We start from the raw sequence: 14,775 nt of genomic DNA, 5'->3' as shown, positions 1-14,775 counted from the left end.
CGTCTCAGGTCCGGCGTCGGCGCCGCCGTACCCACTGCACCCGGCGTACGAGCACGATCACCCCGGCGAAGAGCGTCCCGGTGTACAGCCAGCCGGCCTGGGTGGCGAGCCCGGTGAACACCCCCATCAGCCGGCCGAGCAGCCCCCCGTTTCCCTCGGCGGCGGGGATCAGCCCCAGGGCGAACGCGATCGGTACGACCACCGGGGCGGTCAGCACGTCCCCCGCCCGCACCCACAGCGCGGTCAGCACGCACACCGGGAGAAACAGCACGCCGTACACGGGCATGTACCCGTCGAACAGCAGCGCGTCCAGACAGCCGAGCAGGAACATCACGACGACACAGAACAGCCCGCTGCCGAGCCCGGTGAGCCGGGGGTTCGGCAGCCGCGGGCCCGGCTCCGCCCGAGCCGCCCGCGCCCCCGATCTGCCCTCCCGGTCCGACCGGCCCCGGGCCTGCGAGGGCAGGTGCGCGGGCTGCGGCGTGCCACGTCGCGGTCCGTCGTTCGAGGGTCGCGATCTGTGTTGCTCCACTGGACCAACTTAGGTCTGTTTATGTGCCGAATCACCCATCAGACACGCCGGTGGGCAGAGCTTGGCCAGGAGTTCGAAGCACCCGCGAGCCGGTGGGCGTGGACGCCGTAAACTGGGGGATCGGCCAGTGTCGCTCTCCGGCCCCTGGCACCCCCTGGCCCACTCATCTACGGGAAGTCGCAACGTGTCGCTCACGATCGGAATCGTCGGCCTGCCCAATGTCGGCAAGTCGACCCTTTTCAACGCCCTGACCAAGAACGACGTGCTGGCGGCCAACTACCCGTTCGCCACGATCGAGCCGAACGTCGGCGTGGTCGGCGTCCCCGACGCCCGCCTCGCGCAGTTGGCGTCGATCTTCGGCTCGGAGCGTATCCTCCCGGCCACGGTCGACTTCGTCGACATCGCCGGCATCGTGCGCGGCGCCTCCGAGGGTGAGGGCCTGGGCAACAAGTTCCTCGCGAACATCCGTGAGTCCGACGCGATCTGCCAGGTCATCCGCGCCTTCAAGGACGAGAACGTCGTCCACGTCGACGGCAAGGTCTCGCCGAAGGACGACATCGAGACGATCAACACCGAGCTGATCCTGGCGGACCTCCAGACGATCGAAAAGGTCCTCCCGCGCCTCCAGAAGGAGTCGCGCATCAAGAAGGACGTCGCCCCCAAGGTCAAGGCGGTCGAGGAGGCCAAGGAGATCCTGGAGAAGGGCGACACCCTCTTCGCGCACGGCATCGTCCAGGGCACCGAGCGCAACGAACTCCTCCACGACCTGCACCTGCTCACGACGAAGCCCTTCCTCTACGTCTTCAACGTCGACGAGGACGAACTGATCGACGAGGACTTCAAGAACGAGCAGCGCGCCCTGGTCGCCCCCGCCGAGGCGATCTTCCTCAACGCCAAGCTGGAGGCGGATCTCGCCGAACTGGACGAGGAGGAAGCCCTTGAGCTCCTCCAGTCCGTCGGCCAGGACGAGCCCGGCCTCGCCACCCTCGCGCGCGTCGGCTTCGCCACCCTCGGCCTGCAGACCTACCTCACGGCCGGCCCCAAGGAGTCCCGCGCCTGGACGATCAAGAAGGGCGCCACGGCCCCCGAGGCGGCCGGTGTGATCCACACCGACTTCCAGAAGGGCTTCATCAAGGCCGAGGTCGTCTCCTTCGCCGACCTGCTCGAAACCGGCTCGGTCCCCGAGGCCCGAGCCAAGGGCAAGGCCCGCATGGAGGGCAAGGACTACGTGATGCGGGACGGGGACGTGGTGGAGTTCCGGTTCAATGTTTGATCGACCAATTACTGTACGGTAATGCGATTCCGGGTTTGGGGTCGAGTCCTCTCGTCAACTCGGCACCTTCGCCGTTCCTGTGCTGGCCCTGGCTGCGCCTCGCGGGCGGTGCCTGTGTGGTGGCTTCTCCTGCACGGTGGCCGCGCCGGACCGGTGGTGGATCGCTGTACTGCTCGATGAGCATCCGGGCGACGGGTCGAACAGCCGCTTGGGTTCGGGCCGGACGTAGTGCAGGAGGGCTTTCGTCGCGAGGTCCCGCATGCTCGTATCCGTGGAAGCCAGCAGCCTTGCGAGCGCGTCGACAGTCTCATCGTCCTCATCGTCGAGAAGGCCAGACTCGGTATTGAGTTCCTGGGCGAGCACCAACGAACGGTGCTCATCCGGGTCGACGCGCCGCAGCTGGTGCCTGGTGAAGCGGCGTGGCACCGGTGCACCCTGCTGAGTACCTGGCCCTCTGCGCGATCTGCAACCGCCTTGCCCGCAGCCGGATACGCGGCATGAACACGGAAGGTGCTCAACCGGGGCTGCTGAGCAATCTCGCCGACGATCCCAACTGGGTCATCAGAGGTTTCCGAGGCACCGGAGCGTTCTATGACACGGCGGCCTTCGAAGAGCGGGACCTGTTCCGATTGCTCACCGGGGACGATCGAGGTGACAGCCAGGTTCTCTGCTCGACGGCAGCCACAGGAATGCGTCCCCTTCGGTCGTGACCGGTGACGGATGCCGCGTCACCGAACCGGAAGGGCCCATCCCCGCAGGATGTGTCGCGTGATTCCTCCGGGGACACGCGGTGCTCAGGCCGGCTGATGACTGGGCCCCGTGGTCAAGAAGTCAGTGCTGAGGAAGCCCCCGTCAGGCGGTGGTGCGAGTTGGCGAGGTGCCTGGTTCGGTGGCGAGTTGGCGGTGACTTTCCGGACGGTCCTCAGGGGGCGGGAAGTGACGGGGCAGGCTCAGGCCGAGGTTCGGCGGGCGACGGCCTGGCAGGCGGCGCGCAGGCTTTCGGCGGCCGACTTCATCTGGTTCTGTGTGGTGACGACCGGGGGCAGGACGCGCAGGACGGTCGGTGCGGTGAGGCACTGGGCGAGGAGCAGTCCGCGTCGGCCGGCTTCCAGGATCGTCAGGCCCGCCTGCGCCTCGGTGGCGAACTGCAGAACCCCGAACAGGCCGACGGCGCGGGTCTCGACGACCACGTCGGGGAATTCCTCGTGCAGAGCCGCGAGCCACTGGCCGAGCGGGGCTTCGTGTGCGGCGAAGAGATCCCCCATCGTGTCGAGGAGGTCCAGGGCGGCCAGCCCCGCCGCGCACGAGGCCGGATGGCCCCCGAAGGTGGCGGTGTGGAAATAGGGGTCGGCGATGAGGGGGGCGTACAGGGCCTCGGTGCTCACCATCGCGGACAGTGGCATGACACCGCCGCCCAGCGGCTTGCCCAGCAGTACGGCGTCGGGCTCCAGTCCCGCCTCGACGGCGACGGACATCGGCCCGCAGCGGCGCAGCCCGCACTGGATCTCGTCGGCGATGACGAAGGCGCCGGCGGCACGGGCGTCCGCGCTCCACCGGCGCAGCAGCTCCGGCGGCAGGATGCGACCGCCGCCCTCGCCCTGTACCGGTTCGAAGACCAGGGCGGCGGCGGGCCGTTCGGTGAGCGCGCGGGCCACCGCGTCCGGCTCCAGGGGGAGATGGCGTACGTCACCGAGGAAACCCTGGACGGGTTTGCGGCGCTCGGGGTCCGAGGTGAGGGCCAGGGCCCCCATGCTCTTGCCGTGGAAGCCGCCCTCGACGGCGAGCACGGAGGCGTGTCCCGTCCGGGCGATGGCCAGCTTCAGGGCCGCCTCCACCGCATCCGCGCCGTTCAGGCCGAGCCAGACCCTGGTGAGCCGGTCGGGCGCGAGGGCCTGCACCAGCCGGGCCGCGATCCGGGCGGCGTAGGGGTTGGCGAGCAGCCGCGTCGACGTCGGCATCTCGTCGAGTGCCTGGTGCACCGCCTCCACCACGGCGGGCGGCCGGTGGCCGAACAGCGGCACCGCGTAGCTGCCGAAGTCCAGTACCTTCCGGCCGTTGGACAGCAGTACCTCCGCGCCGTTCGCCGTGGCCTCGACCGCGCCGGCCCCGATGATCCGGTGGCGTTCGGCCACACCCGGCACGAGGTGGTGACGCGCGCTGTCCAGGACCGTCGGTGCGCCGTCCAGGTGTGCGGTCATGCGGGGCTCCTCGGGATCGCCTGTGAATACCGCCTCCACGTAACCGGGGCCGGCACGGTGCCTGCCAGGTAAGGCGTCGGCAACTTGCCTGCCCGGCAGTTGCCTCTCGGATGCCTGGAGACGAGCCCGGGCGCTCGTGAGGATTGCTGGCGCAGAAGTGTGTCGAAGGAGCCTGGTCGAGCCGCGGGCCGGATGACTCGCGGTCATGGTGAAGACCGGTTCACAGCCTGGGAAGGATGGCCAGCTCGGTGATCGACAGTGAAGCGGAGAACCGCGCGGACGAACTGTTCACGCTCGACGGGGCAGCGCCGGGGCTTCTGGAGGTCGACGCGCACATACGCGCGATCATGAACTGGGACTACACCGCCACGACGAGTCGGCTCTGGGGCCTGTACGAGAAGAGCAAGGTCTCGCAGTGGAACGCCACGACCGACATCGACTGGAGTTACGACGTCCGGTTCGGCGCGCCCCTCGACGAGGAGTTCGGCAAGGCCGTCGCCCCCTTTGCCGCGTCACCGGAGAGCCCGGTGCCCAGGGAGCTGTGGGACGCCTTCCGCTGGGAGTACCAGGCGTGGATGGTCAACCAGTTCCTCCACGGTGAGCAGGGCGCTCTGCTCACCACGGCGCGGCTGGTCGAGACGGTTCCCGACATGGCCTCGAAGGTGTACGCCGCCGCGCAGGTCGCCGACGAGGCCCGGCACGTCGAGGCGTACGCCCGTTACATCGACGAGAAGCTCGGTGTCACCTATCCGATCAACCGCGGCCTGAAGGCGCTGCTGCGGGATCTGCTCGGCGATCCCCGGTGGGACGTCGTCTACCTGGGCATGCAGGTCATCGTGGAGGGTCTCGCCCTCGCCGCGACCCGGGTCGCGAGCGCCGGCTTCGGTGATCCCATCATCACCTCGATCACCAAGATGATCGCGCGTGACGAGGCGCGTCACATCTCCTTCGGAGTCATCGCCCTCAACGGGCTCTACGAGGAGATGTCGACCGCGGAGCGGGACGAGCGCGAGCAGTTCCTGCTTGAGGCGATCCATCTCATGTCCCAGCGGTTCCTGCTGCGCGAGGTCTGGGAGAAGATGGACCTGGACGTGGACCAGGGAGTCCGCTTCGCCCGCACGGACCCGATGATGGTCGGCTTCCGGCAGCTGCTGTTCCGCAAGATCATCCAGGTTCTCCGGCAGATCGACCTGCTCAGCCCCAAGATCCGGGATCTGCTCCTGGACGAGGCGCTGGCCCGCCCCGAGTACCTGGCAGGCTGACCGGACACCGTCGTACGGGGCGGCTGCGCCGGAGGACCCACGCGTCCTCCGGCGCAGCCGCCCTCCTTGTGTCGTGCGCCGGGCCGGCGCGCCGGACATGTGTCGCGCACGCGGACGGCACGAAGCCGCGACCCGGTGAAGGCCGCGGCTTCGTGCCGTCCGGGTGTCCCTGCCGGTCAGCCCCGCAGTGGCACGGCGAAGTCGGGCTGCTCGGCGCGCGTGAGGGCGTCGGACATCGAGACCACGATCCTGCGTGTGCCCGTGAACGCCTCACGGCCGTGCGACCAGCGCATGTTGTCGACCACCATGAGGTCGTTGCGCTCCCAGTCGAACCGCTGGGTGTGACGCGCGAAGGCGGCGCGCACCGCGTCCACGGCCTCGTCGGGGATCGTCTCCCCGTCGCCGTAGAGGACGTCGTTGGGCAGCCGGTCGGCACCCAGGACCTCCACCAGGCCGGTCCGTACCTCCGGCGCCAGCGCCGACTGGTGGAAGAGGACGAGGTGGTTGAACCAGACGGGGACCCCGGTCCGCGGGTGCACGGCCAGCGCGGGGGCCTGGCGCACCGTGCGCAGGCAGTCGTCGTCGAGCCACTGCCACTGCAGCGCGTGATCGCGGCAGAACCGCTCGACCTCGCCGCGGTCGGAGGTCTGGAAGGCCGTACGCCAGTCGAGCCCGACGCCGCCGCCGTAGTTCCGGACGTATCGCAGGCCACGCTCGTGCATCGTGGTCACGACGGCGTCCGGAACGTCGGCGAGGACCGCGGACACGTCGGCGATGGGGGTGGCGCCCCCCGTCTCCGGCGGGGTCACGCAGAAGAACGCCAGCCGGCCGGGCCACACATCGGAGTAGGACGACTCGCAGTGCTGCGGGATCACCTCGCGGGCCGGGTACTCGGTGGAGGTGAACACCCCGTCGGCCACCTCGCTGCGGGGGGTGGACCGCTCCGTGTACTGCAGCGGGGCAAAACCCAGGTGGTCCAGGGCCTGTTGGAAGTGCTGCACGTCGGCCGCCGTACAGCCCCTGACCAGGACTGCGCCGTGCTGGTCGAGCCGGTCCGCGATCTCGCCGCGGAACGTGTCGAAGAAGACGGCCAGGTCCTCTCCGCGTGAATGGAGGGTGTAGATGCTCGTCGGGTCGCTCAACTGCGTCACCTCTGCGGCGGGTTGGTCGAAACGGGGCGGGAGGCGGCGGGTGCCGACAGCTGCTCGGGCAGGGCGGCCGCCATCGCCGAGAACATGGCCCGCGGGTCCGTGTGCGGGTAGGCGTGCCCGCCGGGCAGCACCGTGACCGAGAAGTCCGCGGTGGTGTAGCCGCGCCAGGCGTCGAGGTCCGTGGGCGGAACCACGGGATCGTGGGAACCGCCGAACGCGTGGAGCGGGCAGCCGACCGGGTCGGGCCGCTCGACGGAGTAGGTCTCGGCCAGCACCAGGTCCGCGCGGATCGCACGCATGGCATAGGTGACGAACGCCGTGTACTTCAGCAGTTCCCGTGGCATTCCGTCGTTCTTGAGCAGCCATTCGAGCAACGCCTCATCGCTGCGTTCCGAGACCCTTTTGACCGGCGGAACGTGCGGGGCGCGAGAGGCCGAGACCAGCAGTGCCCGGGGCGCCGGCAGCGCCGCTCGTTCGATACGGCGGGTCAGCTCGTAGGCGAGCAGCGCCCCGAAGCTGTGGCCGAAGAGCGCGTACGGTGCCCGCAGCTCGGCGCTGATGCCGTCCAGGAGCTGGTCCGCCAGCTTGTCGAAGTCGTCCGGCAACGGTTCGTCGCCCCGGCCGCCGCGTCCCGGCAGCTCGACCGAGACCAGCTCCACGCCGGGCGGCAGGTGCGGCCGCCAGCTGGAGAACGCGCCGGCGCCGCCGCCCGACTGCGGAAGACAGATGAGCCGCAGACCGGGGCGGGCGCTCAGGAAGCGTCCGGAGACCCAGGGGTTGTGCGCCGTGGTGTCCGGCCCGGATACGGGGGCGTTCATGGGGCCACCTGCTTCTGCGGATCGGTGGTCGGGTGCGGGGGAGCGGCCAGGTACCCGGTGAGGCGGGCCAGCAGGCCGTCGGCCAGCCGACGGCAGAATGCGCCGGAGACGGCGTCGGGCTGGTAGCCGATGACCAGCAGCCCGCCGTCATCCACGGACGGCCAGATCTCGGCGTAGATCTCGCTGGACACCCCCGGGTAGCGGGGACGGAAGAACTGCGCGGGCAGCCCCTGGAGCGGCAGCCCGCCCGGGTCGTTGTCCTGGAGGACGAAGACGTTCTGGAACAGCGGGTTGCGCGGACCCGGCTGCGGGTTGCTCTGCAGCTCGGCGATCTCAGGGACGGAGATGTCGAGGTGGCGGAAGGCATCCGTGGCGGCGCGGGCCGCCGACGCGATCGCCTCCGGTGGCGGGCTGTGCGGGCTGATGGACGGCCGCAGGACGGAGATGTCCATCTGGCTGGAGATCGTGGTGCTCAGCGTGCTGTGCGCCCGCCGGTTGACCGGTGTGCCCACGGTGAAGTCCGATATGCCGGTCAGTTCGCCCATCGCCTGCGCGTACGCGCCGAAGTACACGGCGAAGGGAGTGACGGCCCTGGACGAGGCGAGCCGCCGTACGCCTTCGACGGTCCCCGGGGGCAACGGCATCTCCACCATGCGGCAGGCGGTACCGCGCGGGGCCTCGGGCCCGCCGGGGTAGGTCAGCGGTGTCAGCCCCGTCACCGTCTCGGTCCAGTACGCGTGCTGGGCGTCCAGGTCGACGTACGGCAGGTGCGCGTCGCGGGCCACCGCGACGCGCACCGGGTCGGCGGCGGGCGGCAGTTCGGGCGTGCGGCCGTTCACAGCGGCGTTGTAGGCCCGTGCCAGCTCGTCGGACATCAGCCCGGCCGCTCCGCCGTCCAGCGCGATGTGGTGCACGGAGAAGCCGAAGAGCGTCAGGTGTTCCTGCCGCACGGCGACATAGACCGGACGCCAGACCTCCCCCTTCGTCAGCCGGAAGGGCCGGGCGAGTTCCCGCGCCAGCACCTCCCGGGCCTCCTGCTCGGTATCGGCGATCAGCTCGCTCATCACCGGGGGCGGAACGTCGGCCGGCTGGATGTAGGGAGCCTCTTTGAACAGGTACTCCGAACTCAGGAAGCGATGCCTGCGGTGCACGGTCGCGCACGCCTCGCGCAGCGCCGCCCGGTCCGGTCGACCGGTCAGCCGCCAGCTGCGCACCACATGCAACGAGAGGTCGTCCGGACTGAACATGTGCTTGAGGAACATGTACGACTGCATGCGCGACAGCGGCGTGGGTCCCTCGTACCCGGCGCCGGCCGGGGCCGCCGCGGGGGCGGACGGGGCGCTCGCCTCGCGACCGGCCCGCAGCCAGGCCGCGAGGGACTCCACGGTTCCTGTGTGGTGCAGCTGTGACAACGGAACCGGGCGGCCCAGTCGGTCACCGAGCCGTGCACACACCACGCCCAGCTGCAGCGACGTGCAGCCGAGCGCGGTGAACGAGGTGTCCGGCCGGACGTCCGGAGCCGGGAGCCCGAGAACCGCGCCGACGACCTCGGTGATCGTCTCGTCGAGGAGATCGACCGTGCGGGTGGTCATGGGAGAAGAACCTTTCGCTTCCCGCCCCTGGCGGGGTGGTGGGTGCCCGGTCAGGCGGCAGGGTTCCAGGTGGTGCCGTACTGGGCGCAGACGGTCTCCACCTCGGCGGTGGCCGGCAGCTCGGCGGCGTTCTCGGCCAGCGCGTTCTCGATGAGGTCCACGATGTCCTCGACGGTGCGCAGGGCCATGGCCCGCTCGGGGGTGATGGAGTCCAGACGGAACAGGTCTTCCAGCGTGAAGCCGAGTTCGGCCAGGGCCAGCGAGTGGAAGCCCAGGTCACCGATGAGCTGGTGGTCGCTCTGGAGGCGCTGGGGGGCCTGCGGTGCCACCAGGCGGATCACCTGGTGCACCACGGCGGGAACCAGATCCGCCTGCAGGGCGGACGCGTTCTGGGCCATGTCTGTAGCTCTCTTCCTGTGGGAACGGAACGTCAGCGCGAGGAGACGGACGGCGTGCTGTGGACGCGGTTCTCGTGCTCTTGGAGGACTGCCGCCGCCGCAGCGTCGGGCACGTCGAGATGCAGGCAGATGATCTGCCGCAGCATCTCGTCCGTTCCGCCGCCGATACGGGTCAGCCGCGCGTCGCGGTACATGCGCTCAAGGGGGTAGTCGGTGGTGTAGCCGCGCGCGCCGAGGAACTGGAGGGTGTCGTCCACGGCTGCGCTGCCGGCGCGGGCGGCCACGAGCTTGGCCGCCGCGACCAGATGGTGCGGGAGGTGGTCGCCCTTGGCCGTGCGGCAGGCGGTGTCGAGCAGGGACGCCGCGGCCTCCACCTCGGCCCAGCGGTCCGCGAGACGGTGCGCGAGCGCCTGGTGGTCGAAGAGACGCTTGCCGAACTGCGTGCGCTCGCGCAGGTGTTCGGCGGCCATGCCCAGGGCGGCCCGGCCGACGGCCACCAGGCCCACCGTCGCCGCGAGTCGCTCGTAGTCCAGCAGTTTCAGCGCGTACATCAGGCCGGCGTCGACGCGGCCCACCACCTCGTCCTCCGTCAGCCGGACGTCGAACTCGATGCCGCCGGTGTCGGCCGAGCGCACGCCGAGCGTGTCGAAGAAGCGCGTGATGCGAACGCCGGGTTGGTCCAGCGGAACCACGAAGAGGGTGAAGGCGTTCTCCCCGGGGCCCGTCCTGGCGAGCACCATGACATGGGTGGCACGGCCGACGTTGGTGGTGAAACGCTTCTCACCCGTCAGGTGCCACCCGCCGCCCTCCACCCGCTCCGCCCTGGTCCGCATCGCGTAGAGATCCGAGCCGCCGGTCGGCTCGGTGAACGCCGCGCAGCCGATGGCCCGGCCCGCCAGCGCGTCCTCCAGCGTGCTCGCCGTCCGCGCGGTCCCATAGCGGTGCAGCGCGTGCACGAACAGCTCGCTGTGGATGGAAAGGGCCAGCGCGGCCCCGGCGTTGACCGGCGAGATCTCCTCGACCAGGGCGCGGGCGAGCGGGAGTCCGGCCGCGGGGCCCACGGCCCACCGGTCACGGAAGAACCCCGCGGACCCGAACGTGGCGAACAGCTCCCTGGGCAGGTGCCCGTCGCGCTCCCATGCGTCGGTCTCCCCGCGGAACGGGTCGAAGACCTCCCGTATCCGTGCGCGGTGGACGTCGTGCACGTCGTACACGTCCTGGGCGCCGGCGGCGGATGTTCCAGTGCTGCTCATCGGGTGCCTTCCGCTGGTTGGGCGCACGGCTGCGCATGCTCGGTGAGTGCGCCGACCCGGCCGGTCAGGCTGCCGGCGGTCAGCGCCTGCCACATCACGCGTCGGCGTGGTTTACCGCTGGAGGTGACGGCCAGCCCGCCTCGGCCCACCTCGACGCGGAGCAGCTCGGTGTCGACCAGCCATTCACGCAGCACGTCCGCCGCCACCTCGAACCACTCGGGCTTCGGGATCTCGAACACCACAGCCGCCGTGTTCACACCGTCCCGGACCCCGAGGAGTACGGCCACCCGGCGCTCGGGGATGCCCTTCTGGTGCAGCAGCGCTTCGAGGCTCTCCGCGAAGACCATGCGGCCCCGTACCTTCAGGCCGTCGCCGAGCCGGCCGACCACGAAGAGCTGTCCGTCCCGCAGGAATCCCGCGTCGCCGGTGCGCAGCGTGCCGTCGGCCAGCGTGGTCCCGGACGCGGCGCTCGCCCGGCCCACGTAGTCGGTGGCCACCGACGCTCCCCTGACGACGATCTCGCCGACGGTTCCGTCCGCGACCACGGCACCGTCGTCGTCGACCACCTCGACCTCGACGCCCTCCAGCGGGCGTCCGCAGCCCACGATGGGCGCGGCGGTCTCCTCCGAGCCGCTCGGCGCGAGCGCGGTCCAGTCCTCGTCGAGCGGCAGCCCGGTGACGCAGAGCGTGGCCTCGGCCCCGCCGTAGGCCGGCAGGAACGCGCGCCGGTCGAAACCGTGCGGGCCGAGGAGGTCCTCCACGCCCGTCAGCGCCTGTGGGTCGATCCGTTCCGCGCCGAGGATGACCGAACGCAGCGAGTCGAACCGCAGACCCTCCAGATCGGCGGGCCTGATGCGGCGCAGCAGATAAGCGAGGCCGAAATTCGGCATGGCGGCCAGCCCGACCCGCTGGTCACTGATGCAGCGCAGATAGCGCGACGGGGAGCGGATGAAGTCCTCCGGCTGCATCATCCAGCCGTCGCATCCCGTGGTCACGATGTTCAGCAGGCAGCCGATCAGGCCCATGTCGTGGTGGACCGGCAGCCAGGTGATACCCGGCAGGTCCGGTGTCCACCGCAGCCACCGGCGCATGGCGGTCACGTTCGCCCGCAGCGCCTCGTGGGTGACCCGCACGCCCTTGGCGTTGCCGCTCGACCCGGAGGTGAACTGCAGCAGCGCGAACCTGGCGGGCGGCAGCGGCCCCGGGAGCGGGGCGACGTCCTCGACGAGCTGGTCGAAGAGCACCGGCGGCTTCAGCCCCAGCCGCTCGGCGACCCGGCTGACCTGGGGCAGCGAGTCCTCGTCCGAGATGATCAGAGCGGGCCCGGCCGTCTCGAACAGCGGGGTCACATGGCTCTCGTAGGCATCGGCACGCTGGAAGGCGAACGGCGGCGCGATGGAACAAGCGGTCGCGCCGGCGGCCATGGTGCCGAACAGTCCGGCGACGAAGCCCGGGCTTGAGCGCTGGACCACCACGACCGTGTCACCGTTGCGCACCCCGTGGGCGGCCAGGGCCGCCGCGGTGCGGCAGGTGAGGTCGGCGAGGCGGGCGTAGGACCAGTGGTCCCAGCTGTCGCCGGGGCCCGCGAAGTGCAGTCCCCGGTCGGCAGACCGCTCCTTGAGCCATTGCAGTAGTCCTCTGTCCGGGATGCTCACCAACGGGTGCTCCTCGTTCACGCGTGTTTGCCTGGGCACGGCGCATCGGCCGACGTCGCGCAGCGGCATCCTGCCCAGCGCCCGCACAGCGCGGCCAGGCAAGGCCCCGGCAACTCGCAGGTAATGGAACGGCCGGATCAGGTGCCGGTTCATTGCCTGGTGGCGCCGGCCGCGCGCGGGGCAGCATCGTCGCGCGCAACCGCACCCCAGCGCATTCATCGAGTCGCGGCCAGTGCGCCAGGAAAGGTGATCGAAGCCCGCATGAGCACATTCACCGCTGAAGCCACGTCACTTCCGCTGTCGGCAGCTCAGCTCGGCGTGTGGTTCGCCCATCAGCTGGACCCGAAGGCCGCCACGTACAACCTGTCCAACTACATCGAGATCCACGGCCCGGTGGACGCGGAAGCGCTCAAGCAGGCCATCCGACGGGCGGAACTGGAGTGCGGCACCTTCGACGTCCGGCTGCGCGAGGAGTCCGACGGACCGCGCCAGGTGCCAGTCGACCGGGCCAGCCCCGGACTGCAGGTGATCGACCTGAGCGGCCGGCCCGATCCGCTGGCCGACGCCCGCGCGTGGATGGCACAGGACCAGTCCGCACCCGTCGACGTCCTGCACGGCTTCCTCTCCGTGGACGCCCTCTTCAAACTCGGTGACGACCACTACGTCTGGTACAACCGCTGCCACCACCTCCTGGTCGACGGTTACGGCGGCGCCCTCTTCACCAACCGCGTCGCGGAGATCTACACCGGACTGCTGAGCGGCACCGCACCGAGCGGCAGCCCGCTGGGCGAGCTGGGCGACCTGCTCGACAACGAGCTGAGCTACCGGACCTCACCGGACTTCGACGGTGACCGGGCCTACTGGGTGGACCGGTTCTCCGACCTGCCGGACGCGGTGAGCCTCGCCGAGGGCGAATCCGCCGTCGCACGGCAGGCCTTCGCGCGGCAGCACAGCCTGCTCGCGGAATCCGAACTGCAGCTGGTCAGGGACCTGGCACGCAACTCGCGCACCTCCTGGACGGTTCCCGTCATCGCGGCGGTCGCCGCGTACCTGCACGGCATGACGGGCAGCTCGGACATCGTCCTGGGCGTGCCGGTCAGCGCACGGCGCAGCGCCGTGGCGCAGAACGTGCCGGGCATGGTCTCCAACCAGCTTCCGCTGCGGCTCTCCATCCAGCCGGGGATGACCGTGTCGGCCCTCGTCCGGCACGTGGCCGCGCGTCTCGGTGAACTGCTGCTGCACCAGCGCTATCCCTACGAGGACCTGCGCCGCGAACTGAAGCTCGTCGGGGACAACCGGCACCTGTTCAACGTCTCGGTCAACATCCTTCCGTTCGGCGAGGACCTGCGTTTCGCCGGGCACACCACGACCACCCGCACGCTGTCCACCGGACCGGTGCACGACCTGGCGCTGACCATCTACCCCGGCACAGCGGGCAGCGGACTGCAGATCGACTTCGACGCCAACCCCGCCCGCTACACCGAGGACGAGATCGGCGCCCACCGGCTGCGCTTCCTGCACTTCCTGCGGAACCTGACCACCGCGGCGCCCGACACACCGGTCGGCCGGGTGCCGATGCTCACCGACGACGAGCGGACGACGGTCCTCGACACCTGGAACCGGACCGAGCGGCCGACCCCCGGCACCGGCATCGTGACCCTGATCTCGCGCCGGGCGGCCCTCACCCCCGAAGCCGTCGCGGTGATCTGCGAGGGAATCCCCCTGGCCTACGGTGACCTGGAAAGCCGCGCCAACCGGCTGGCGCGCCGGCTGATCGCGCTCGGTGCCGGCCCGGAGCGGCTGGTCGCGCTCGCCCTGCCGCGCTCCACGGACCTCGTGGTGGCGCTGCTCGCGATCGTCAAGACGGGCGCGGCCTACCTGCCGCTCGACCCGGAACACCCGGCCGAACGGATCGACTTCGTACTCCGGCAGTCCCGGGCGGTCTGCGTCGTGACCACGGAATCCATCGCCACGACCCAACTCGCCGCCGCCGCTGCCGACGTCCACCGGCTGACCCTGGACAGCCCCCGGACCGTACGGGAGACGGCCTCCCTGTCGGCCGCCGGACTCCAGCCGGACGAACTGCTCGCCACACCTCGCCCCGACCACCCGGCGTACGTCATCTACACCTCCGGTTCCACCGGCACGCCCAAGGGCGTCATGGTGACCCGGGCCGGGCTGGCGAACATCGTCGACTTCATGTGCGCCGAGACGGCGATGACACCCGACGACAGGGTCCTGGCGGTCACCACCATCGCCTTCGACATCGCCTCGCTGGAGGTGCTGCTTCCCCTCGTCACCGGCGCCGGCATCGTGATGGCCACCGACGAGGAGATGGGCGACCCCGTCACGCTCGGCCGCCTGGCAGCGGCCCACGGCGCGACCACCCTGCAGGCGACACCGTCACTGTGGCGGGCGCTGCTTGAGACGGACCGGCAGGAACTGCGTGGACTGCGCATGCTGGTCGCCGGCGAGGCGCTGGCGAAGTCCCTCGCCGAGACCATGCGCGAGGCGGGCAGCCAGGTCATCAACGGATACGGCCCCAGCGAGACCACGATCTATTCCTCCGTCTGCCCCGTCGAGGAGGGCTGGAACAACTCCATCGGCCGGCCTGTGGCGAACACACAGGTGTATGTGCTGGAT

Annotated in this window: 13 protein-coding genes; 4 read left to right on the top strand and 9 right to left on the bottom strand. The window is 70.4% G+C overall.

The annotated features are described in order from the left end of the window. Positions 1-4 precede the first annotated feature (4 nt). Positions 5-532 carry a DUF6542 domain-containing protein gene (locus tag AV521_RS12230; protein WP_179023036.1) on the bottom strand — a complete coding sequence of 176 codons (528 nt, stop codon included), beginning with the start codon at positions 530-532 and terminating at the stop codon, positions 5-7. Positions 533-716: 184 nt separating this feature from the next. Here AV521_RS12230 and ychF point away from each other — a divergent pair, with 184 nt between their 5' ends. Continuing rightward, positions 717-1,805 carry a redox-regulated ATPase YchF gene (gene ychF / locus AV521_RS12225; RefSeq protein ID WP_076087515.1) on the top strand — a complete coding sequence of 363 codons (1,089 nt, stop codon included), beginning with the start codon at positions 717-719 and terminating at the stop codon, positions 1,803-1,805. Positions 1,806-1,859: 54 nt separating this feature from the next. On the opposite strand, the gene AV521_RS12220 is transcribed toward ychF, so the two are convergent. Continuing rightward, a complete protein-coding gene (locus AV521_RS12220) occupies positions 1,860-2,231 on the bottom strand; it encodes a hypothetical protein (RefSeq protein ID WP_076087513.1) in 372 nt (123 codons plus the stop codon). On the opposite strand from AV521_RS12220, the gene AV521_RS48630 reads away from it, so the two are divergent. Then, positions 2,225-2,515 (top strand): hypothetical protein, encoded by a 291-nt coding sequence (locus AV521_RS48630; protein WP_143658601.1) that lies wholly within the window; start codon positions 2,225-2,227, stop codon positions 2,513-2,515. The genes AV521_RS12220 and AV521_RS48630 overlap by 7 nt on opposite strands. Before the next feature lie 240 nt (positions 2,516-2,755). Here AV521_RS48630 and AV521_RS12215 read toward each other — a convergent pair whose 3' ends face one another. Further along, positions 2,756-4,003 (bottom strand): aspartate aminotransferase family protein, encoded by a 1,248-nt coding sequence (locus AV521_RS12215; RefSeq protein WP_076087511.1) that lies wholly within the window; start codon positions 4,001-4,003, stop codon positions 2,756-2,758. A 248-nt stretch (positions 4,004-4,251) separates the two neighbouring features. Between AV521_RS12215 and AV521_RS12210 the strand changes: the two genes are divergently transcribed. After that, on the top strand, positions 4,252-5,265 hold the full coding sequence (locus AV521_RS12210; protein WP_256725517.1) for a ferritin-like domain-containing protein: 1,014 nt from the start codon (positions 4,252-4,254) through the stop codon (positions 5,263-5,265). A 176-nt stretch (positions 5,266-5,441) separates the two neighbouring features. On the opposite strand, the gene AV521_RS12205 is transcribed toward AV521_RS12210, so the two are convergent. Genes AV521_RS12205 through AV521_RS12180 form a run of 6 tightly spaced genes read right to left on the bottom strand, consistent with a single transcriptional unit; the run spans position 5,442 to position 12,132 of the window. After that, positions 5,442-6,407: a TauD/TfdA family dioxygenase gene (locus AV521_RS12205; RefSeq protein ID WP_076087507.1), complete on the bottom strand. Its 966-nt coding sequence runs from the start codon at positions 6,405-6,407 to the stop codon at positions 5,442-5,444. 5 nt (positions 6,408-6,412) lie between these two features. Continuing rightward, the gene (locus AV521_RS12200; RefSeq protein ID WP_076087505.1) at positions 6,413-7,234 is read right to left on the bottom strand and encodes a thioesterase II family protein; all 822 of its coding nucleotides are present in this window, start codon (positions 7,232-7,234) and stop codon (positions 6,413-6,415) included. Continuing rightward, entirely contained in the window at positions 7,231-8,826 is a 1,596-nt protein-coding gene (locus AV521_RS12195; RefSeq protein ID WP_076087503.1) for a condensation domain-containing protein, read from the bottom strand. Before AV521_RS12195 ends, AV521_RS12200 begins: the two co-directional genes overlap by 4 nt. 50 nt (positions 8,827-8,876) lie before the next feature. After that, the gene (locus AV521_RS12190; RefSeq protein ID WP_076087501.1) at positions 8,877-9,224 is read right to left on the bottom strand and encodes an acyl carrier protein; all 348 of its coding nucleotides are present in this window, start codon (positions 9,222-9,224) and stop codon (positions 8,877-8,879) included. Between the two features lie 32 nt (positions 9,225-9,256). Next, positions 9,257-10,477 carry an acyl-CoA dehydrogenase family protein gene (locus AV521_RS12185; RefSeq protein WP_076087499.1) on the bottom strand — a complete coding sequence of 407 codons (1,221 nt, stop codon included), beginning with the start codon at positions 10,475-10,477 and terminating at the stop codon, positions 9,257-9,259. Next, positions 10,474-12,132 (bottom strand): AMP-binding protein, encoded by a 1,659-nt coding sequence (locus AV521_RS12180; RefSeq protein ID WP_076088005.1) that lies wholly within the window; start codon positions 12,130-12,132, stop codon positions 10,474-10,476. Before AV521_RS12180 ends, AV521_RS12185 begins: the two co-directional genes overlap by 4 nt. Before the next feature lie 261 nt (positions 12,133-12,393). Between AV521_RS12180 and AV521_RS12175 the strand changes: the two genes are divergently transcribed. Further along, on the top strand, positions 12,394-14,775 hold a 2,382-nt coding region (locus AV521_RS12175; RefSeq protein WP_179023034.1), incomplete at its 3' end, for an AMP-binding protein.

The sequence above is a fragment of the Streptomyces sp. IMTB 2501 genome, from assembly GCF_001953885.1.
GTDB lineage: Bacteria > Actinomycetota > Actinomycetes > Streptomycetales > Streptomycetaceae > Streptomyces.
Note: the sequence above shows the minus strand (reverse complement) of the source record. Positions and strands in the feature narration are given on the sequence as shown.